The organism is Phyllobacterium sp. MT110, from assembly GCF_058792715.1.
Window position 1 is genome coordinate 1,937,062 of the sequence record NZ_JBXAFE010000001.1, and the last position, 19,605, is coordinate 1,956,666.

18 protein-coding genes are annotated in these 19,605 nt (G+C 57.8%); 11 read left to right on the forward strand and 7 right to left on the reverse strand.

What is annotated here, in order from left to right:
* The first annotated feature begins 96 nt into the window (after positions 1 to 96).
* The 6 genes from AC1Q5O_RS09850 (at position 97) to AC1Q5O_RS09875 (ending at position 8,897) form a co-directional block, all read left to right on the forward strand.
* Complete coding sequence (locus tag AC1Q5O_RS09850; RefSeq protein WP_464661272.1) at positions 97 to 2,274, forward strand: sensor histidine kinase; 2,178 nt, start codon at positions 97 to 99, stop codon at positions 2,272 to 2,274.
* Positions 2,275 to 2,869: 595 nt separating this feature from the next.
* Entirely contained in the window at positions 2,870 to 3,322 is a 453-nt protein-coding gene (locus tag AC1Q5O_RS09855) for a (2Fe-2S)-binding protein (protein ID WP_223612668.1), read from the forward strand.
* 19 nt (positions 3,323 to 3,341) lie between these two features.
* Positions 3,342 to 5,639 (forward strand): xanthine dehydrogenase family protein molybdopterin-binding subunit, encoded by a 2,298-nt coding sequence (locus AC1Q5O_RS09860; protein ID WP_492562655.1) that lies wholly within the window; start codon positions 3,342 to 3,344, stop codon positions 5,637 to 5,639.
* An 11-nt stretch (positions 5,640 to 5,650) separates the two neighbouring features.
* Positions 5,651 to 6,949 (forward strand): c-type cytochrome, encoded by a 1,299-nt coding sequence (locus tag AC1Q5O_RS09865; protein ID WP_492562656.1) that lies wholly within the window; start codon positions 5,651 to 5,653, stop codon positions 6,947 to 6,949.
* Between the two features lie 64 nt (positions 6,950 to 7,013).
* Complete coding sequence (locus AC1Q5O_RS09870; RefSeq protein WP_492562658.1) at positions 7,014 to 7,631, forward strand: TetR/AcrR family transcriptional regulator; 618 nt, start codon at positions 7,014 to 7,016, stop codon at positions 7,629 to 7,631.
* 45 nt (positions 7,632 to 7,676) lie between these two features.
* Complete coding sequence (locus tag AC1Q5O_RS09875; RefSeq protein WP_492562660.1) at positions 7,677 to 8,897, forward strand: MFS transporter; 1,221 nt, start codon at positions 7,677 to 7,679, stop codon at positions 8,895 to 8,897.
* Between the two features lie 3 nt (positions 8,898 to 8,900).
* Here AC1Q5O_RS09875 and AC1Q5O_RS09880 read toward each other — a convergent pair whose 3' ends face one another.
* Entirely contained in the window at positions 8,901 to 9,275 is a 375-nt protein-coding gene (locus AC1Q5O_RS09880; protein ID WP_223612663.1) for a DUF4406 domain-containing protein, read from the reverse strand.
* Between the two features lie 26 nt (positions 9,276 to 9,301).
* Positions 9,302 to 9,886 (reverse strand): NUDIX domain-containing protein, encoded by a 585-nt coding sequence (locus tag AC1Q5O_RS09885; RefSeq protein ID WP_492562663.1) that lies wholly within the window; start codon positions 9,884 to 9,886, stop codon positions 9,302 to 9,304.
* An 88-nt stretch (positions 9,887 to 9,974) separates the two neighbouring features.
* On the opposite strand from AC1Q5O_RS09885, the gene AC1Q5O_RS09890 reads away from it, so the two are divergent.
* Positions 9,975 to 10,730, forward strand: coding sequence for a DeoR/GlpR family DNA-binding transcription regulator (locus tag AC1Q5O_RS09890; RefSeq protein WP_492562665.1), 756 nt, complete (start codon positions 9,975 to 9,977; stop codon positions 10,728 to 10,730).
* A gap of 16 nt (positions 10,731 to 10,746) precedes the next feature.
* On the opposite strand, the gene AC1Q5O_RS09895 is transcribed toward AC1Q5O_RS09890, so the two are convergent.
* Entirely contained in the window at positions 10,747 to 11,310 is a 564-nt protein-coding gene (locus AC1Q5O_RS09895) for a TetR/AcrR family transcriptional regulator (protein ID WP_492562667.1), read from the reverse strand.
* Positions 11,311 to 11,403: 93 nt separating this feature from the next.
* Here AC1Q5O_RS09895 and AC1Q5O_RS09900 point away from each other — a divergent pair, with 93 nt between their 5' ends.
* Entirely contained in the window at positions 11,404 to 11,616 is a 213-nt protein-coding gene (locus tag AC1Q5O_RS09900; protein WP_492562669.1) for a hypothetical protein, read from the forward strand.
* Between the two features lie 401 nt (positions 11,617 to 12,017).
* On the forward strand, positions 12,018 to 13,085 hold the full coding sequence (locus AC1Q5O_RS09905; protein WP_492562671.1) for a porin: 1,068 nt from the start codon (positions 12,018 to 12,020) through the stop codon (positions 13,083 to 13,085).
* 199 nt (positions 13,086 to 13,284) lie between these two features.
* Here the strand turns inward: AC1Q5O_RS09905 and AC1Q5O_RS09910 are convergent, their stop codons facing one another.
* A complete protein-coding gene (locus AC1Q5O_RS09910) occupies positions 13,285 to 13,926 on the reverse strand; it encodes a class I SAM-dependent methyltransferase (protein ID WP_492562672.1) in 642 nt (213 codons plus the stop codon).
* 259 nt (positions 13,927 to 14,185) lie between these two features.
* Here AC1Q5O_RS09910 and AC1Q5O_RS09915 point away from each other — a divergent pair, with 259 nt between their 5' ends.
* Complete coding sequence (locus AC1Q5O_RS09915) at positions 14,186 to 14,401, forward strand: DUF4287 domain-containing protein (protein ID WP_492562674.1); 216 nt, start codon at positions 14,186 to 14,188, stop codon at positions 14,399 to 14,401.
* A gap of 86 nt (positions 14,402 to 14,487) precedes the next feature.
* On the opposite strand, the gene AC1Q5O_RS09920 is transcribed toward AC1Q5O_RS09915, so the two are convergent.
* The 3 genes from AC1Q5O_RS09920 to AC1Q5O_RS09930 form a co-directional block, all read right to left on the reverse strand.
* Positions 14,488 to 14,625, reverse strand: a complete 138-nt coding sequence (locus AC1Q5O_RS09920) for a hypothetical protein (protein WP_492562676.1) — start codon at positions 14,623 to 14,625, stop codon at positions 14,488 to 14,490.
* A gap of 302 nt (positions 14,626 to 14,927) precedes the next feature.
* The gene (locus AC1Q5O_RS09925) at positions 14,928 to 17,606 is read right to left on the reverse strand and encodes a S1 RNA-binding domain-containing protein (protein WP_492562677.1); all 2,679 of its coding nucleotides are present in this window, start codon (positions 17,604 to 17,606) and stop codon (positions 14,928 to 14,930) included.
* Positions 17,607 to 17,856: 250 nt separating this feature from the next.
* Complete coding sequence (locus AC1Q5O_RS09930; protein WP_492562679.1) at positions 17,857 to 18,555, reverse strand: hypothetical protein; 699 nt, start codon at positions 18,553 to 18,555, stop codon at positions 17,857 to 17,859.
* 445 nt (positions 18,556 to 19,000) lie between these two features.
* Between AC1Q5O_RS09930 and AC1Q5O_RS09935 the strand changes: the two genes are divergently transcribed.
* Entirely contained in the window at positions 19,001 to 19,576 is a 576-nt protein-coding gene (locus AC1Q5O_RS09935) for a recombinase family protein (RefSeq protein WP_492562680.1), read from the forward strand.
* Positions 19,577 to 19,605 lie beyond the last annotated feature (29 nt).

The window sequence follows — 19,605 nt, forward strand, 5'->3', positions numbered from 1 at the left end:
TGCAAGCTTGCTTTACAAGCGGCACCCCGCCCGATAATCCACAGGGGAATACTGCGGTCTTCGTTATCCGACGGACTGACCCAACGAGGCTGATGCATGTCCTCCAGCGAAACCGAGATCAAGCAACAGGTTCTGCCCAAGGGCGCGCTGTATATGACGCTGCTGGCTTTGGCCACGACGATTGCCTCGTTCATCGTCATGATGGGCATCACCAGCATCTCGCCGACGAAAGAGATAACCCAGCTCATCATCGCGGCCAACACCGTTTCGATCCTGCTGCTGGTCTATCTGTCCTATGCGACAGTGCGCAAACTCTTCCTGTTCAAGAACAAGGAAAAGCACAATGACCTGCACACCAACATCGCCTTCATCTTTGCACTCATCGCATCGATTCCGTCGATCATCGTGGCCTGTTTTTCCCTGATCATCCTCGACAACCGGCTGAACTCATGGATCAACGTCGACAACAACAAGATCATCGACATGTCCATCAAGGCCGCGCAGTCCTATACCGAGGACAATGCGCAGAACCTTTTGACCACGACCCTGTCCATGGTCATCGAGCTCGACCAGCGGCGCATGCTTTTCAGCCTGGATCGCGGCGCCTTTTCCGACTGGCTGACCTATGATGCCGGCCGCAACAACCTTTTGGGCGCATCCCTGGTCGATTCGAGCGGCACGCCCGTCGTCAGCGCCAGCCTCATCAACGACCATACCTTGCCGCCGGTGCCCCTGTCGGCCCTGCGCGGCGCCGCCGGCGACCGGCCGGTGCTGATCCCGCCGGGCGCCACCAATCTCGTCGGTGCGGTGATCAAGACGCAGGCCCTGCCCGATCTCTATCTCTACACCGTGCGCACGATCGATCCCTCGGCCCTCAACAACATGCGGATCATGACCGACAACAACAGCGAGTACCAGTCGCTGGCCAGCAACCGCAAGAACACGCAGATCGCCTATGCGCTGCTTTACATCGAACTGACGCTCCTGCTGCTGCTCACCGCCGTCTGGACGGGCATCGCGGTAGCCAACCGCGTGGTCCAGCCGATCCGCCTGCTGATCGGCGCGGCGGAAGAAGTGGCAACCGGCGATTTCGACGTCTCGGTTCCCGTGCGCGGCTCCGATGGCGACATCGGCTCGCTCTCCCTCACCTTCAACAATATGGTGCAGCAGCTGAAGACCCAGCACACCGACCTGATTTCCGCCAAGGAGCAGATCGACGAGCGCCGGCGTTTTACCGAAGCCGTGCTTTCGGGGGTGACCGCCGGGGTGATCAGCGTCAACACGGAAGGTGACATTGCTGTCATCAACCGGCCGGCGGAAACCATGCTGCTGGGTGATCACGTCTCCACCATCGGCAGCAACCTGACGGAACTCCTGCCGGAATTCGGCGAAGTGTTCACCACGGCGCGTGACAGCGGCCGCTCCTCGAGCCGCAAGCAGATCGCCATGACCCGCAACGGCGTCGCCCGCTCCTTCAACGTCCAGATCACCCGGGAAGATGCGGACACGCACAACACGTCCTACGTGGTGACCGTCGACGACATCACCGATCTGGTGGCCGCGCACCGCTCCTCCGCCTGGGCTGACGTGGCCCGGCGCATTGCCCATGAGATCAAGAATCCGCTGACGCCCATTCAGCTTTCCGCCGAACGGCTGCGCCGCCGCTATGGCAAGGTGATCACCGAGGACCGCGAGGTTTTCGACCAGTGCACCGAGACCATCATCCGGCAGGTCGGGGATATCGGCCGCATGGTGGACGAGTTTTCCGAATTCGCCCGCATGCCCAAGCCGCAACTGGCGGCGACCGACATCCGCGATGTGCTGCGCGATGCATCGTTCCTTGTCGAAATCAGCAACAGCCAGATCAAGTTTGCCCACGAATTCGCCGACGAACCGCTGATCGGCAATTTCGACAGCCGCCTTTTGGGGCAGGCATTCGGCAACATCATCAAGAACGCGTCGGAATCCATCGATGCGGTGCTGCAGTCGGGCGTCATCAGCGAAGGCCATATATTGGTGCGGGCCATGGCAGCCGGTCCTTCCATCGTTGCCGAGGTGCTGGACAACGGCAAGGGCCTGCCGGCTGAGAACCGTCACCAGCTGCTGGAGCCCTACGTGACCACCCGCGAAAAGGGAACGGGACTTGGCCTGGCCATCGTCAAGAAGATTGTCGAGGATCACGGCGGGCAACTGGAAATGCACGACGCACCGGCCAGTTTCCATGCGGGGCGCGGTGCCCTTGTCCGAATGGTCTTTCCAAGAGTGGTCGTTTAACGAAAAGTTAACGCAATTTCACGGCTCCGATATCAAATGTGATGATTCTGTGGCGGACAACAAATTGAGCGGCACATCCAAAAGTGCTATTGTCGGCTTGCTGTTATCCGGATGGCTGAACACCCGTTCCGCACGCTCCGGCAGCAGGACATGAATCACTCCGAGCAAAAACGATCGTTGGCCATCAGAGTCAGCGGCGGGTGTTCGTGATCCTTGAGAACGCGCCGGATTATCCGGCTACGCTCAACAGGAGGCAGGCGATGCGACACGTTAAGGAAAATGGCGATTTATCCAATTGGATGACGTGCTCGGTCATTTTGTTCGGCGCACTGATGGTGACTGCGGTTATCCTTGCAATCTGATCATCCGATAAACATCGCAGATCAATCTCCGGCGATACGCGAGCGAGCGTATCGCCTTTGCTTGCTGTTTTGCCGGCGCACCCTTCCACCCCGTGACATCGCACCTGCGGCCGGTGCGATCACCTTCCCGTTACTACCTCTGGTAAGCACCGCTTTTCTGTGCCAACAATCGCCTATGCTGCGTTGACTTTGACACCTGTCCCACGGGATGCGGATAACCGAGGAGCGGCCGAATGATAGCCCTGAATATAAACGGCGAAGAGCGCAATGTGGACGTGCCGGAGGATATGCCTCTGCTCTGGGTGCTGCGTGACGTGATCGGCCTGACCGGCACCAAGTTCGGCTGCGGCATTGCCCAGTGCGGCGCCTGCACCGTGCAGCTGGACGGGCGGCCCGTGCGCTCCTGCGTCCTGCCTGTCGCCTCCGTCGGCGCCCGCAAGGTCACGACGATCGAGGCCATCGGCGCCACGCCCGCCGGCAAGAAGATTCAGGACGCCTGGCTTGATCTGGAGGTCATCCAGTGCGGCTACTGCCAGTCCGGGCAGATCATGTCTGCCTCGGCCCTGCTCGATCGCAATCCTGACCCCAGCGACCGGGATATCGATGCGGCCATGTCCGGCAATATCTGCCGGTGCGGCACCTATACCCGGATACGAGCGGCGATAAAACAGGCCGCGAAGGCCTGAGGAAATGGAGATAGCCAGCATGAGCAAGCCATCCTCCTCCCCCTCCCCGAAAACAGCCACCTCGCGCCGCGCCTTCCTGCAGGGCGGCGGACTGCTGCTGGGATTTGCATTGTTCGGCGCAGGCATCAAACCGGTGCTTGCGGCGAGCACCGCACAGCCGGTTGACGGCGATGTCACCGCCGCCTTTGCGCCCGATGCCTTCATCCGCATCGGCACGGACGGGCTGATCACCCTCGTCCTTCCCAATATCGAAATGGGCCAGGGCACCCATACCGGCGAAGCGACGCTGATTGCCGAGGAACTGGAAGTCAGCCTCGATCAGGTGAAGGCCGTCGATGCGCCGCCGAACGACAAGCTCTACGCGACGGCAGCCTTGGGCGGGCAGGCGACCGGCGGCTCCACCTCCATGCGTGCCACGTGGGAACCCCTGCGCAAGGCCGGCGCAACCGCACGGATGATGCTGGTTGCCGCAGCCGCCGCGGAATGGTCAGTGCCCGTGAGCGAATGCGTGGCCAGGCTTGGCGTGGTGACCCACCAGCCAACCGGACGCCAGCTTGCCTATGGCGCGCTTGCCGACGCGGCAGCCAGGCAGCCGGTGCCGGCCGAGGTAAAACTGAAGGACCAGAAGGATTTCCAGCTGATCGGCAAGTCGAGCCGCAGGCTGGACACGCCGGGCAAGGTCAACGGCGCCGTGAAATACGGGATCGATATCCGCGTGCCTGACATGAAGGTGGCAACCGTCGCCGCCTGCCCTGTCCTCGGCGGCAAGCTCGGCGATGTCGACGACAAGGCCGCGCGCGCCATTCCCGGCGTGCGCGATGTCGTCCGGCTGGACAACGCCGTCGCCGTGATCGGCGATCATTTCTGGGCGGCGAAAAAGGGCCTGGAAGCCCTCGACATCACCTGGGTCGAAGGGGCGAATGCCAACCTTGCCAGTGCCAACATCATGGCGGCGCTGAAAGCCGCATCCGAGCGCAAGAAGCCGATCATGGCGCGCCAGGAAGGCGATGTGGACGGCAGGATGAAAGCCGCCGCCACGAAGGTCGAGGCGACCTACGAACTGCCATTCCTTGCCCATGCCCCGATGGAGCCGATCAACTGTGTCGTGCATGTGCGGCCCGACGAGTGCGAAATCTGGGTCGGCACGCAGGTCCCGGCTATCGCACAAGGGCTCGCTGCGAAAGTAACCGGCTTTCCCCTGGAGAAAGTCATCCTGCACAATCAGCTCATCGGCGGCGGCTTTGGCCGGCGTCTCGTGGCGGAATCCGTGGCGCAGGCTGTCGCCATCGCCAGGCAGGTGAGCTATCCCGTCAAAATCATCTGGACCCGGGAAGAGGATATCCAGCACGACCTCTACCGCCCTGCCTATTACGACCGCATAGCCGCCGGGCTGGGTGCCGACGGATTGCCGACCGTCTGGGTCGACCATGTGGCCGGCGGTTCGGTGCTCGGAAACTACATCCCGGGCGGCTGGCCCGAGGACAAGCTTGACGATGACGCGGTCGAAGGCGCGGCCAAGCCGCCCTACGACCTGCCGGTCATCCAGGTCGACTGGGTGCGCGAGGACCCACCCGTTCCCATCACCTGGTGGCGCGGGGTCGGCCCCACGCACAATGTCTTCGTGGTTGAAAGCTTCATGGATGAACTCGCCCATGCGGCGGGCAAGGACCCGGTGGAATACCGCCGCGCCCTGACCAGGAACCAGCCGCGTGCGGCGGGCGTTCTTGAACTTGTCGCCGAGAAATCCGGCTGGGGAACGCCGCTTGCCGCCGGCATGGGCCGGGGCATCTCCCTGCACGATGCCTTTGGCAGCTACATGGCCGCGGTGCTGGAAATCTCGGTTTCTCCGGCGGGCGAAATCACGCTGCACCGCGCCGTTGTGGCCGTCGATTGCGGCATCACCATCAACCCCAACACGGTGGAAGCCCAGATCGAAGGCGGGCTGATCTTCGGTCTTTCCGCCGCGCTCTACAGCGGCATCACCTTCACCGATGGCCGCGTCGACCAGAGCAATTTCCACGACTACCGCATCCTGCGCAACAATGAAGCGCCGAAGATCGAAATCCACCACGTCAAGAGCAGCGAATCCCCGGGCGGTATCGGCGAGACCGCAACGGTTTCGGCAGCGCCCGCCCTTGCCAATGCCATCTTCGCGGCCACCGGCAAGCGCCTGCGCACGCTTCCCTTCAACCGCGACGCGTTGAAAACCGACGGCACCGACAAGAAAAGCGTGTCGATGATTCCTCCGCTTGCGGCCCCTCTGGCGGCAGCATTGGCGAGCGCAAAACCGGCCGATACCGAACTCGAAAAGCTGTGAGACCCTGAATCATGAAAAGACTCGGCCTCCTCCTGCTCGCCGCCGTGGTTGTCATTGCGGCAGGCGTCGCGATCTTCCTGTTCAAGCCGGCCTCCTTGCCGGATGTTTCCGCGGCACAAGCGAAGCTGCCGACAGGACAGGCGCTGATCGATCGCGGCGAATATCTCACCCGCGCCGCCGATTGCGTTGCCTGCCACACCACCGCCGGCGGCAAGCCCTATGCCGGAGGGCTCGCCTTCAAACTGCCGTTCGGCACGATCTATTCGCCCAACATCACGGCGGACAAGGATACCGGCATCGGCAATTGGAGCGATGCGGAATTCGTGCGCGCCCTGCATCAGGGCATCGACAAGGACGGGCAGAATCTCTACCCCGCCTTTTCCTATGCCGCCTATGCCCAGATGACGACGGAAGATGCACTGGCGATCAAAGCCTATCTCTTCAGCCTGCCGCCGATCAAGGCCGACGCGCCGAAGAACGAACTGGGTTTCCCCTTCAACCAGCGCTATGTCATGCGCTTCTGGAACCTGCTTTTCGTGCCGAGCGGCCCGCTGCAGCCTGACCCGGTACAGACAGCTGAATGGAATCGCGGCGCCTATCTGGTCGAAGCCATGGCCCATTGCGGCGAGTGCCACACCCCGCGCAACGTGTTTTACGCCGTCGATAATGGCAGAAAATTCGCCGGGGCCGAACTGCAGGGCTGGAAAGCCTACAATATCAGCTCGGACAAGCGCACCGGCATCGGCGGCTGGAGCGACCAGCAGCTTTTCGACTACCTCTCGAAAGGCCATGCGGAGGGGCGCGGCGCCGCCACCGGCAGCATGGGGGAAGCCGTCGACTTCAGCCTGCGCCATCTGACGCCGGAAGACATCAAGGCCATCGTCACCTATGTGAAATCGGTACCGCCGCAGACGTCCACCGACAAGGCTGTGGTCGAAGCGGAACCCGCTGCTCTCACCGCATCCACCGCCTATGCCCCCGCTGCGGACGCGCAGGATGGGCTTGGGCTCAAGCTTTTCCAGGGCGCCTGCGCCAGCTGTCATGGTTGGAACGGCGAGGGTCTGCAAACACCCTATGCCGCGCTGAAAGGCAGCCGGACCGTCAACGATCCCGACGGTACCAACCTGATCCAGGTTATCCTCAAGGGCGCACATATGACCACGCCGCAAGGCAGGCAGTCCATGCCGGCCTTCGCCAATGCCTATTCGGATGTCGAGATCGCCGCGCTCAGCAACTACGTGCTGGGTCATTTCGGTGGCAAGCAATCGGCCATTACCCCCGCGGATGTGGCCAAGGCGCGCACGCAATAGACGGTAGGGCAGCATGGTCGAGATATTACTTGATTTAGGGAATGATCTTTCCCTATATTGGGGCATGACCGAAACCACAGCATCAGACACCATGCGCGGCCGTGGCCGCCCCCGCGAATTCGATATGAACGAAGCGCTCGACAAGGCTTTGCGCGTCTTCAGCGAACGCGGCTACCACGCCACCTCGATCGGCAATCTGACCGACGCCATGCAATTGGCTTCAGGCAGCGTCTACAAGGCGTTCAAGGACAAGCGCGGCGTGTTTCTGGCCGCCTTTGACCGGTACCGGACCGTGCGCAGCGGCAAGCTGCGCGCCGTCGTCGATACGGACAAGACGGGCTATGAACGCATCCGCGACGCCTTGACCCTCTATGCCGATGTCTCGCATGGCCAGACGGGGAAATTGGGCTGCCTTGTCGTCAGTTGCGCCAGCGAGTTGGCAACCTTCGATCCGGAGGTCGCGAAAAAAGTCGCGGCTGCCATGGATAGCAATGAAGCCGTGCTGCGGGACCTGATCGAGCTGGGCCGGAATGACGGCTCGGTGCCCGCGCATGTCGATGGCAAGGCGACGGCGCGGCTGCTGCTCTGTCTGGTCCAGGGCATGCGCGTTGTCGGAAAAACCGGCCGTACACGCGAAGAAATGATGGCCGCCGTGACCGTGGCCATGAAGACCCTGACCTGATCGCATCCATCAATAAACGCTCAATTCCCTCCCAAGGAGTTACCCATGTCCTCCCCCCATTCAGACACCCCGTCTGATCATCCGGCCATTTCCCCGTGGCTGACCCTGCTGCTGGCGACCGCCTGCGGGCTGATTGCCGCCAATCTCTATTACGGCCAGCCGCTGGCCGGGCCCATCAGCGCGGAACTTGGCATGTCGCCGGCAGCCGCCGGCCTCATCGTCACGCTGACGCAGATCGGCTACGGCCTTGGCCTGCTGCTGATCGTGCCGCTGGGCGATCTCTTCGAAAACCGCGGCCTGATCCTGACCGTCATTTTCGCCGGTGCCGCCGCGCTGCTCGCTGCCGGACTGGTCACCCATCCCCTGCCGTTCCTCGCCGCCGCCCTGTTTATCGGGCTCGGCTCGGTCGCCGTACAGATCCTCGTCCCCTATGCCGCCCACATGGCTCCGGAAGCCGCACGCGGCAAGGTTGTCGGCAATGTCGTCAGCGGCCTGATGTTGGGCATCATGCTGGCGCGCCCCGCCTCCAGCTTCATCGCGCAGTTTTCCTCGTGGCACGTGGTGTTCTACCTTTCCTCCGCCGCGATGATCGTCCTGATGATCGTGCTGGCATTGGCCCTGCCGAAGCGGGTTCCCGCCTCGAAACTCGCCTACCGCCACCTGCTGTCGTCCATGGGCCGTCTGGCGGTGACAACGCCGATCCTGCAACGCCGCGCGCTGTATCAGGCCTGCATGTTCGGAGCCTTCAGCGTGTTCTGGACCACGACACCGCTGCTGCTGGCCGGACCGGAGTTCGGCCTGTCGCAGGGTGGCATTGCCCTGTTTGCGCTCGCCGGGGTTGCCGGCGCCATTGCGGCCCCCATTGCCGGACGCTGGGCCGATCGCGGCCTGACGCGCCCGGCAACGATCTTTGCCTTGCTGCTGGTATCGGCATCGTTTCTGATGACGCATCTGGCGCCGCATGGCTCGACACTGGCGCTCGGCCTGCTCACGGCAGCCGCCATCCTGCTCGACTTTGGCGTCACCACCAATCTCGTGCTGGGACAGCGGGCGATCTTCTCGCTCGGACCGGAATACCGCAACCGCCTGAACGGGCTTTACATGGCGACGTTCTTTGCCGGCGGCGCCATCGGTTCGGCCGTCGGCGGCTGGGCCTTTGCCCATGGCGGCTGGTGGCTGACCTCCTGGATCGGCTTTGCCCTTCCGGTGCTGGCGCTTCTCTATTTCACCACGGAAAAGCGCGCCGTGCTGGTGCCCGCCACATGAAAATCAATGCGGGGCCGCCAAAGCCCCGCAGCCCGGCACGTCCTCCAGCCGGTAATAGACCGGGATACCCCGCTCATTGGCAAGGCGGACATCATTGTCCGCCCCCTTTGAATCGCCGGGCAGGCGCAGGATCGCATCGCACAGCGCGATCAGCCGCCCGGCAGCCGGATGGAATATCTGGTCGTAGAGCGCATCGCCGATCGTCTTGCCGCCCGCCGCATGCCATACGGGCAAGGCCACCCATTCGCCGATCATCGGCAGATGTCCGGCCTGAAACAGCGGCCAGGACACCTCCTCCAGCCGCTTGAGATTGTCAGCCATCTTGCCGGCATCGTCATTGGTTCCGGACCGGTATGGCCCGGCGATCAGAATAAGCATGTTCTTCTCCGTGTGTTTTGTGAGGATCAAGCGAAAATGTGCAGGGCGGCGTGCTGCAGCAGCATGATTGTCTTGCCGTCCTGAATGGCGCCGCTGCCGATCATGGCCAGCGCCTGGGCAAAGGGCAGTTCGAGGACATCGATATCCTCGCCCTCGGCTGCTTCGCCGCCGCCATCCGAAACCTGGTCCGACGAAGCGTATTCCCCGATAAAGAAATAGAGCTTTTCGGTCACCGATCCCGGACTCATGAAGGCTTCGAAGACTTTGCGCACATGCTGCACGCGATAGCCGGTCTCCTCCTCCGCTTCCTTGCGGATGCGCTCCTCCGGCGAGATATTGTCGAGCAGCCCGGCGGGTGCCTCGATCAACAGCTCGCTGCAGCCATTGACGAAGGCGGGGTAGCGGAACTGGCGCGTCAGGATGACCGTGCGCCGCGCCCTGTCATAGAGCAGGATCACCGCGCCATTGCCGCGATCATAGGTTTCCCGGTTCTGCGTCTGCCAGGTGCCGTCGCGGCGCAGATAATCGAATGTCGTCTTTTTCAGCACGAACCAGTCATCGGCAAGAATTTTCACGGTCCGGACACGGACACGGTCGGCAAGCTTGGTCATTGGGCACCACCATGGGATAGGATTAACTTGATAAAACGTGCAACTTCGTGCAGAGTCAAGAAATATCGTGCAATATTTTGAGGACCACATGCTGACGCAACAGCGCAAGGCGCATATTCTCGCGGTTCTGAAGGATACAGGACAGGTCGTCGCCAAGACCCTGAGCGAGCAACTCAACCTGTCGGAAGATACGATCCGCCGGGATTTGCGCGAGCTGGCGGCGGAGGGACTGCTGCAGAGGGTGCATGGCGGCGCTCTGCCCGCCTCGCCTGCCCTTGCCGACTTTTCGGGACGCCAGGCCATTGCCACCGATGGAAAGAAAGCCATCGGCCGCGCCGCGGCAGCCATGATCCGGCCCGGACAGGTGGTGTTTGTCGACGGCGGCACGACGGCCGTGCAGCTCGTCCGCCATTTGCCGCCGGGGCTCGAGGCAACCATCGTCACCCATAGCCCCAGCATCGCCGTCGAGCTCGTTGCGCATCCCGGCATGACGGTGGAGATGATCGGCGGGCGGCTGTTCAAGCATTCTGTCGTCGCCGTGGGTGCATCGGCCATCGAATCCATCGCCCGATTCCGTGCGGACATCTATTTCATGGGCGTCACCGGCATTCACCCGGAAATCGGCCTGACGACAGGCGATTCCGAAGAAGCTGTCATCAAGCGGGCACTATCCCGCCATGCGGCGGAAACCATCGTTCTCGCCTCCTCCGAAAAACTGGGAGCCGCATCGCCTTACGTGGTGGTGCCGCTGAACGGCGTTCAGGGATTGATCATCGAACGCGGCACACGGGACGAAACCATGGCGGCCTATCGTTCGGCCGGGGTGAGCGTGACGGTGGCCTAGAACGGCCAACCGGACGCTATTCCTCGTTCAAGGCAATGACGTTCATCACCTGGTCAAACGGCTCGCGTGAGCGCAGCATCCGCGCCAGTATCCAGGCACCTTCCAGCGACACCAGAATTTTCATGGCGAATGCCCGCGCGTCCTTGTCAGGGTGAAACCGCGCGATCTGTTCGGCGAAACTGCTGATCCAGCCTTCCATCACCTCCTTGATCGCCAGCGACAACCGCTCGGATTTTGGCGTGGTATCCAGAAGCACGCTTGTGATGGGACAGCCAAGGGTCCAGCCGGAGGCCTCGAATGAATCGTAGAGACGCGCGATCATCAGTTCCGCCCCGGCCCGGAACGTCGGCGCATCGCGAAAACTCTTGTTCAGGACGTGAATGATGTAACCGCCGGCACTGCGCACCGCGTGCTCGGCCAGTTCTTCCTTGCCGCCGGGAAAGTGGAAATAGAAGGATCCCTTCGGCGCCTTTGCCTTGGCGATGATCTCGGTCAATCCCACACCGTGATAGCCGTGCGCCTGGAACAGGACGACGGCAGTATCGATAAAGCGGGTCTTTGCATCTGATGGACGTGGCATGGGCCGTATTATGCATGTTGTATGGCGATCGGTCTAGTGCTACGTTCTATGGCGATTGCCATAGAACGTATGGCACAATCCGGGAGAATGCCGATGCCTGACCAGCGCGAACTCAAATTGACCGGGAGTGAAGCGGCCTTCACACCTTCTGCTGCTCCCCGGTTGTGGCAACGATTGCTTGATCTCAGCGGTTATTCCGCCCTGCGCAGCCTTGGCGGGCGCAAGCCGGAGACGAGGATGCCGCAAGGCTGGGACGGCCTGGAACCATTCGATCTCTTGCGGGGATGGCAGTGCGGCGAGGACTGAGTAGCAAGAAGAAACCAGAATTGTCCGGAAAGGCCACAAGCCAAACCGCAAAGCCTCACTCCTCAAGCATTTCCGGAATTTATACCGGGTAAAATACCATGACAAAGTATATTCTTAGTTTTATACGCCATTATAAGTTGTAATATGAAACCGAATATATCGTGATTCGGTCAGATATATCGGTGATAAGCGATGGTTTTGACGGAATCGCCAAATACAACCAATTATTTCCATTTATTTTACAATGGTTTAATGTTGCAACCTATGAATTGACGTCAAATTTGTGACATAATTGCAACGACGCGAGTCCAACCGTTATACAACTTGGAGTTGGCAGTTGCTGTCCTCGGTAAAACTGCACTAAGCAGTATAGGTCAATCAAGACCTTTTGGGGGACCAATATGACTATCAGAAGTATTCTACTGGGCTCAGCTGCAGCTCTCGTTGCAGTATCCGGCGCCCGCGCTGCTGACGCAGTTGTTGTCGCCGAGCCGGAAGCTGTCGAATATGTTCGCGTTTGCGATGCATACGGCAAAGGCTTCTTCTACATTCCAGGCACCGAGACCTGCCTGAAGATCGGCGGCTATGTCCGTTACGACGCCAAGGGCGGCGATAACGTGTACTCCGGCGGTCACGTCAATCAGGGCAGCGATCTTAACGGCGACGGCACCTATTTCAAGCGCGCACGCGCTGTCGTCCGCTTCGATGCCCGTTCGGAAACTGAATTGGGCACCCTGCGTTCGTACATTGAAACACAGTTCAATTACGATAACGGCGTGAACAAAGGCGCGTCCATTCCGCACGCCTATATCGAACTTGGCGGTTTCCGCATCGGTACCACGGATGAGATCTTTGGTTCATTCGTCGGCTATGCTGGTAACGTCATGAACGACGACGTGATCAACTACAACTCCGATCAGACCAATCAGGTGAGCTATACCTATAAGGCTGGCAATGGCTTCTCCGCTATTATTGCTGCTGAACAGGGCGACGGCACATACGTCATCGACGATTACATGCCGCACGTTTTGGCCGGTGCAAAATATGAACAGGCTTGGGGTGCGATTTCCGGTATTGCCGGCTACGATTCCAAGGTTGAAGAATGGGGCATCAAAGGTCGTTTGGACGTCAAGTTCACCGACACTGTTTCTGCCTTCGTCATGGCTGCTTACCAGTCTGACTACAATGGCAAGCTCGATAACTACTTCGGCACCTGGTATGGCGATTACGCCATCTGGGGTGGTTTGTCCGCCAAAGTCACGGACAAGGCAACTGTCAACGCACAGCTCGCCTATGAAGGCGACGGCACGATTGCTGGTGCTTTGAACGTCGCTTACGAACTCGTTCCAGGCTTCACGATCACACCAGAAATCAACTACACGAAGTTTGATGGCGATCGTAAGCTTGCAAACGGCAACGTCAAAGACGATGCATTCGGCGGCATGATCCGCTTCCAGCGCAACTTCTAATCCGCTGGGATTTGGAGAGATCCCCGGGGGCTCGCCCCCGGGTTATACGGCCACGGCCCAAAAAGCATTTATCAATTGTACCTGGCCATGTAGAAGGACTGCATGTCCGGGTCTCGATGATGAGATCTCCAGTCACGTCATTACCTTGGAACGGTGGGCCGCAAGCCCGCCGTTTTTTGGCGTTTGGCGGAGATTACCGTCATCTCTTGCGCGCTACGATATAGGGCCGGTTGTCGTTGCCTCCCGTTGCGTGGTTTTCGGCGGCGAGAATGTCGAAGCCCGCGGCAGATATGAGCTCACCCAGCTCCGCCGCGCGGAACACGCCCGCATAGGGTGCCAGCCGCAACGCACGCATTGCGGGCAACAAGGCAAGCCGGATGAGCGGATTCATCTCACCGACGCAGGGTGTCTTGGAAATGAACAGGCCCTCCGCTGCAAGCAGGGCATGGATGCGGCGCAGCGTACCGGGCAGATCGCGGACCAGATGCAGATAGTTGAATCCGAGGATCGCGTCGAATTCCTCCACGCCGGGCACCAAATCCTCGGCGGTCGCCGTGCGGAAGGCAAGCGCCGGGATGGCAGGGCCGGCGGTCTGTTTCTCGCCGGCAATGGCGATCATGCCCGCGGAGATATCCACGGCAAGATAGCTTTGCACATCGCCCGCCAGCCGGAGCGCCGTTGTTCCCGTTCCGCAGCCGAGTTCGAGCACCCGGTCGTGCGGTGCCAACAGCGCGCGGGTCTGCTCCAGCGTGCGCGCATAGCCGGCCGGGTCAGCAATCGCACCCCTGGCATATTTGCGCGACGTCCGGTCCCAGAAACGGGCATCCCTGGCTGTGCTCATGGCGGATTCTTCTGCCTTTCACATGCGGGAACGGGTCGATAGCAGGTTCAATTCAGTCCATTCCGGGTTTGATCCGAACGCAATAGCCGGCGTTTCTCCTGACGTCTTCAGTTCTAACGCACATTTGCCGTTGTTCAAGGCACGCGTCATTGATTGAACGCGGCGGGAATGGCACAAAAAGTTTGCAACAGTGTCGGAACGTGGCCATGCCATTCGTCCTGTGGCTATATCCATGACAGGCGAACAGGGAGATCACGTGATGACTGGAGACAACACGGTAAAAGGGCCCGCGTCCTACGTTCCATCCATCGAAAAGATCTATGGCAAACCCATCGACCACTGGTTGACGGTTTTGGCAGGCGTGCCGGATCAGAAACATATGGCAATGGTCGCCGTCCTGAAAACCCAGCACAATATGGGGCACGGGCACGCCAACGCCCTGGTTGCGCATTTTCGGGCCCAGACCGGAAGCTGATTGCGCCATTGCCCGGCCGGCCTATCGAAGCGCCTCCACCCGAAGGGCAGAGAGGCGCTTGCGATCCGGGCGGCGATTGCTGCGCTCTATTTATCCGGGCCTTTGCGCGGCCAGCGCCTATCGTCGCGTTCCAGTTTCTTCACCGTCAAGACCAGACCCGTCGTCAGAACGGCGGCCAGAATGACAATAATCAGAATCCAGCTTTCTTCCAATATTTGCACCATTCCGCCAGCGCCTCCTCGTTGCCGTCAAAGCCCGGCCCGGGCCATGATAGCAGCGATGCCGGCCAAAATCATGACTGCAACAAAGAGTGATGGCCAACCGCCAGGCCAATCGAAGCGCGCGGCAGCATCAACATATTGATTTTGTTGCATGATTTGGAAGAATGGTGGGCCCGGAGGGAGCGTCCACCACGCTAGTCAAAGCCCAGCCCCAAGCTTGATTTGACTGGATGGTGGAACATCATGCCCCACCTGAATGTCGGTTAAGTAAACTAGGGATCGCTAAAACACAATCCACCGGTTCCCTACCGTCGCGGTCCGTCCTCTGACCTTTGTATCGTTAAGCCCATACGTTTACCGATGTGATCAATATCCAAAACTGTAACCTTCACACTGTTACCGACATTGAACTCAGGCAGTTTGAGATGGTTCCCTTCAATATTTGATGAATGGATCAAGCCCGTTACACCCTGCTCTAGATCAACGAATATGCCGTAGTTGGTTCGATTTACAATGCGGCCTTCGTGCGATGAACCAGCAGGGTATCTGTGGTCTGCACCTGCCCATGGCCCAGACACGAGAGATCGTTCAAATGCATTCAGTGACGACGTCGCTTTCGCAAGATCGGTTAAATGTTCAAACCTATTATCATCAAACACGGCTCGGTAAGCACTAGCGTCCTTTTCTCTTACCTTAGACAACTCACCTAGGCAGGCACGTGCATTGAGCAGCACTGTTCGTGGAAGATAATGCTGCGAACCGTCTTTGATCCGCTCCGATATCGCCACTGCCAAAGCTTGGTCCTGAAACCAAGTGTCCTCCGATACAGCGGCCAAGTAGTAAGTATCAGCACTTATTTGAAGGTGTACACGGCCAGCAGGGGCAAGTGATACGAGGTCGTCGTCTGTCAACTCTGTGGTTCTGAAGTCTTCAGACAAGACGCAGAAGCCGCGAGCAAGGCTCTCAAGCTCACGGAAAAAAACTTCCTGCTCGACCCCATAGCGGGATAGCTCTGCACGCATCTGTCGTACGTGAACATAGCCCTTCAATCGTTGCGGTCCGAATGTGTTGGACTTCTCATCGAGCCATTTCAAAATCAGAAGCCTCGTGAAATATGAAGGCCTTTCATCAAGCTCGCTCGCGGCATAAAGGTTTTTCAGATATGCGCGGTCACTATCGTAGAAGCGAAGGTTTGTGCGGAGGAGCACAGTCGTCACTAGGCTAAGAGGCAGTACGTATTGCCCTTTGCTTTGAACCATTTTCAGTATGTGGTCTTCGCCGATATGCCCACTGTTGCAAAACTCTAAGAAAATTTCCATCGCTCGTCGCATGTTGCGCCCCGCAAGACCAACGATAAGTCTTCGGACGTGCATGTCGTGCTCAAAAACAGATCGAAGAATAGAGGATAAGTAGTACCCCTGATCAGATGCAGGATAGTCCACATGCATTCCATTGGGCAGTTCATAGCGTAGGGTCTTCTTTCCCTCTGACCCTGCTGCTTTGATTGCTAACTGCACTCGGCTCTGTAGTATTTTCTGAAACAATGGAGGCTCAATGCGAAACACAAGGTCTTTCAAAGCTGTATCAAGCGGAGGCTCGCTGTGATGATTATCGTAAGTTTCCTCCCGTAGAGGCAGGACAACAAGCCCTTTAAACTCTCTTTGTATCCATTGCGCAGCTTCAAACATCAGTAGTTGCTCGTCACGAAGTCGCTTGTCGCAATTGTCTAAGACAATTATAAGCAACTTACCTCTGTTTGATGAGCAGTAATTTGCATGGTTTTGCGCTACGATATGCTTGTCTTTGAGCGTCGTCTCAAGGTGCTCTCCAAGTTTTGTATTCCATACATCTTTGTTACTCTCATACAACCTTCCAGTTCCTTTTCTGTACTGCAGTATCTGTACAGCGTGGACAACCTTCAGCGTGTCGAGTTCATCGAAGTCTGTGCTTGGTTCGGATTGTTTGCACTTTTCAATAATTTGCCCCCGCAGCCAGTCATATATTTCTGCCCGCGATATCGGTGCGGGGTTCATATCGATATGCAGCCACAGGGTTTTCTTCTTGATATCAGAAGGAAGTGCCGTTTCGCGCAGATGATCAATAAAGCTTGTTTTACCCGCCCCTGCGCTACCAACAATAAGCATCACCTGATGTTCGAGTTGCCTAGGGCCACGCAGCACTTTTACGATCTCAGATGGTGACGCTGTATCTTCTAGCGTTTTCGATCTCGTTTCTGATACAGGCGTAGAGGCGCGAATAACTCTGTCGATTGGCTCAACATATCGCTCCCGCCGCTTAGAGGAGATATAGCCATTCTTCGCGATAAAATTGCGATCTTCGAGGGTGAGCGGGTTAAATATATTTGAAAAATCAGCCGAAATCGTTGCTCCAAAAGAGTTCATTCCGACTTCTTCTCGTTGAAATGCAACTCCTCCGACGAGCTTACGCGGCTTCCAGAAACGCTTAGGGCGGATGCGCGGCATTAGAATTGAGAATGTTGCATCCGCAGCAGAAGCATTAAACTCAGCGGAGAAGCTCGAGAACTCACCGTTGTATACGTCTATTGAAGAGTGTGGAATGATGAATTTTGGTTGAGCGTGATCTGCAGAGCCTGCGTACAAAAAACGGCCATCTGTAGCGATTACTTTGTTCACCGGCTGAAGGCCCGTTGCGAATTGAGCGTTGAGTTCAGCGGCGTAAAGACGCGCTTCCCGAAACGCTTCGTTAAGGTCGGCTCCTGGTGTTTTCGCTTCCACAACAACTATAGGCAACCCACCTCGCGAAATGATGTAGTCGGGAAAGTAGCTTTTCTGATCTGACCCTTTACCGACAACAAATTTTCGAAGATTTGTTTTCGTATGAATATCAGCCGGATCGTACCCAAGCCCTGCCGGAGTGTCCGCTATTAGCAAAGGGTACAGCAACTTCTGCTCAACATCACTTTCATTGAGCAAGGCTGTTACGTCTGGCTTATTGAATATCATTGCAGATACGATCCTTGACTATTGTACGGAAACCACGCGCCGCGACGAATAGATTACATGTTCATGCCATCAAGAAAACCCTCCGACCTCCAACGGTCGAACTGGATACGTATACAGCCCAAAACTTTCACCGATCTTGCTTTTTGAGCGAGCGGCACGGGCCCTGTGAGCTCATTACAAACCTCCTACGTAATGTCGCTACGTATGATGGGAGAGTTTCTGTTGCCAGTCGCGACGGTTGAAGATGTGATTAAAGTGTTGCGGTCAGCCCCAATTGGCTTAGCTCGCTCAAGGCTATGACGAGTAGCACTCCCACCACCATGAAAATTACTCGCTTGGTGAAGGCTAAAGGAGGGGCTACGACCACCACAATCAAGCCGCAGGTAACCGCAAATGCACTGGCGACCACCACTGATGCTGTCTCCGATACATCGGCTAGCTCTGGCGAGCGCACCGAATATCCAAATATGTAGCTGAATACTACCATGCATATTGCTACGACAAGGGAACACCACAACGGCCATCCTCGTAGACCAACCACAATGGCCCCGCAGTACATTGCAAAACCGAGAAGGATAAACGCGTATGGAAAACGTATGGCTATGCTAGCTATCATTGGCGTAGAGAAGGCAAGAACTACCAGAATTACTTCTGAGACATAAAGGACAAATGCCAAAAGCACCCGCTTGTTAATGATATTGCTCCAGCGAATTGGCCATTCCTCGTAAACATTTTGTCTGAACTCGTTTTCTATCCTCGCGCCGATGGCGATCGCGCTTACAAATATCGCCATTGCTATCATCGCTGTTGCTGACGACGTAACTCGGATACCGAAAAGCCCTATCAATTCCGATACGACCGGTGTTGCAAACTCGCTCCACTTCACGGTGAGCCAATTGGCCCACTTAGCTAGATCTAAAATTCCCTGAAGATTTGACAGTAGCGTCAAAGCGCCACCGAAAACTCCCAACCACGTCAAGACAGAATGTCTAAGAGCTTGAAACACTCATCCCCCCAATTATCATCGCCCGACTTGTTTAGCCTTGGTCATTATTGCTATTGCATGCCACGGCCCAGCCGTGAAGCTCGGCGATTGAGCGTTGAGTGGACATTCAAGCGTAAGAATTGGAAAATTTTTGTGCGAGGGTATTTAAGCGCAACAGGACACAGCTTCCCCCCATACCATGGCGCCGTTGCCGTGTGCTGTGTTCGGCATAGGGTTTAAAACGAATGCGGCATGCCGGACTTCTTAGCTCGCAATCGCAAAGGTAATAGGGGCCGGGGTACGGTCTCCGTACACAAAGGTATACCTTTTTAGCACACGCCTCTTGACTGTACACTACGCGTACACTAACTGTGAGTACATATATCCTATAAATAAAAGAGTACATACAATGGGCGCAGTGGTTGGTTACGCTAGAGTTTCAACAGGTCAGCAGGACTATTCTGGACAGGTGGACCGACTAACTGAGGCAGGCGCAACAAAGATATTTACCGAGAAGCGATCCGGCCTTGATGGGGACAGACCAGCGCTAGGTGAATGCCTGCGCTACGTCAGAGATGGAGACACACTGCTTGTTACCAAGCTTGATCGCCTAGCCCGCTCGACAGCCGATCTCTACAAGATTGTTACTGAGCTTACAGCCAAAGGGGTTGCCTTCAAGGTATTGGATGACAGTGCCATTGATACCAGCAGTCGAACAGGTAAGCTCGTTATGGGGATACTTGCCCTCATTGCCGAGTTTGAAACCGATATCCGACGGGAACGGCAGATGGAAGGAATAGCTCGGGCCAAAGCAGAAGGCAGGACCGGAGGACGGCCAAAGCTCGTTACGGACGAAGTTTACCAACGCGCGCTACAACTGCGCGATGACGGCCAAAGCATCAGACGTATAGCCGAAAACATTGGCTTCTCTAAAGCTACCGTTCAAAAGCTTCTTGACCGAAAGGCCGGTCGCCCACCCGAATAGCTACCGATATGTTTCAATAGCTAACCGGT

Coding starts and splice junctions, on each gene's coding strand:
- AC1Q5O_RS09855 (WP_223612668.1), top strand. CDS start 2,870: ATGATAGCCCTGAATATAAACGGCGAAGAGCGCAATGTGGACGTGCCG.
- AC1Q5O_RS09870 (WP_492562658.1), top strand. CDS start 7,014: ATGACCGAAACCACAGCATCAGACACCATGCGCGGCCGTGGCCGCCCC.
- AC1Q5O_RS09935 (WP_492562680.1), top strand. CDS start 19,001: ATGGGCGCAGTGGTTGGTTACGCTAGAGTTTCAACAGGTCAGCAGGAC.
- AC1Q5O_RS09920 (WP_492562676.1), bottom strand. CDS start 14,625: ATGGTGCAAATATTGGAAGAAAGCTGGATTCTGATTATTGTCATTCTG.
- AC1Q5O_RS09915 (WP_492562674.1), top strand. CDS start 14,186: ATGACTGGAGACAACACGGTAAAAGGGCCCGCGTCCTACGTTCCATCC.
- AC1Q5O_RS09860 (WP_492562655.1), top strand. CDS start 3,342: ATGAGCAAGCCATCCTCCTCCCCCTCCCCGAAAACAGCCACCTCGCGC.
- AC1Q5O_RS09875 (WP_492562660.1), top strand. CDS start 7,677: ATGTCCTCCCCCCATTCAGACACCCCGTCTGATCATCCGGCCATTTCC.
- AC1Q5O_RS09865 (WP_492562656.1), top strand. CDS start 5,651: ATGAAAAGACTCGGCCTCCTCCTGCTCGCCGCCGTGGTTGTCATTGCG.
- AC1Q5O_RS09890 (WP_492562665.1), top strand. CDS start 9,975: ATGCTGACGCAACAGCGCAAGGCGCATATTCTCGCGGTTCTGAAGGAT.
- AC1Q5O_RS09850 (WP_464661272.1), top strand. CDS start 97: ATGTCCTCCAGCGAAACCGAGATCAAGCAACAGGTTCTGCCCAAGGGC.
- AC1Q5O_RS09880 (WP_223612663.1), bottom strand. CDS start 9,275: ATGCTTATTCTGATCGCCGGGCCATACCGGTCCGGAACCAATGACGAT.
- AC1Q5O_RS09910 (WP_492562672.1), bottom strand. CDS start 13,926: ATGAGCACAGCCAGGGATGCCCGTTTCTGGGACCGGACGTCGCGCAAA.
- AC1Q5O_RS09895 (WP_492562667.1), bottom strand. CDS start 11,310: ATGCCACGTCCATCAGATGCAAAGACCCGCTTTATCGATACTGCCGTC.
- AC1Q5O_RS09905 (WP_492562671.1), top strand. CDS start 12,018: ATGACTATCAGAAGTATTCTACTGGGCTCAGCTGCAGCTCTCGTTGCA.
- AC1Q5O_RS09885 (WP_492562663.1), bottom strand. CDS start 9,886: ATGACCAAGCTTGCCGACCGTGTCCGTGTCCGGACCGTGAAAATTCTT.
- AC1Q5O_RS09900 (WP_492562669.1), top strand. CDS start 11,404: ATGCCTGACCAGCGCGAACTCAAATTGACCGGGAGTGAAGCGGCCTTC.
- AC1Q5O_RS09925 (WP_492562677.1), bottom strand. CDS start 17,606: ATGATATTCAATAAGCCAGACGTAACAGCCTTGCTCAATGAAAGTGAT.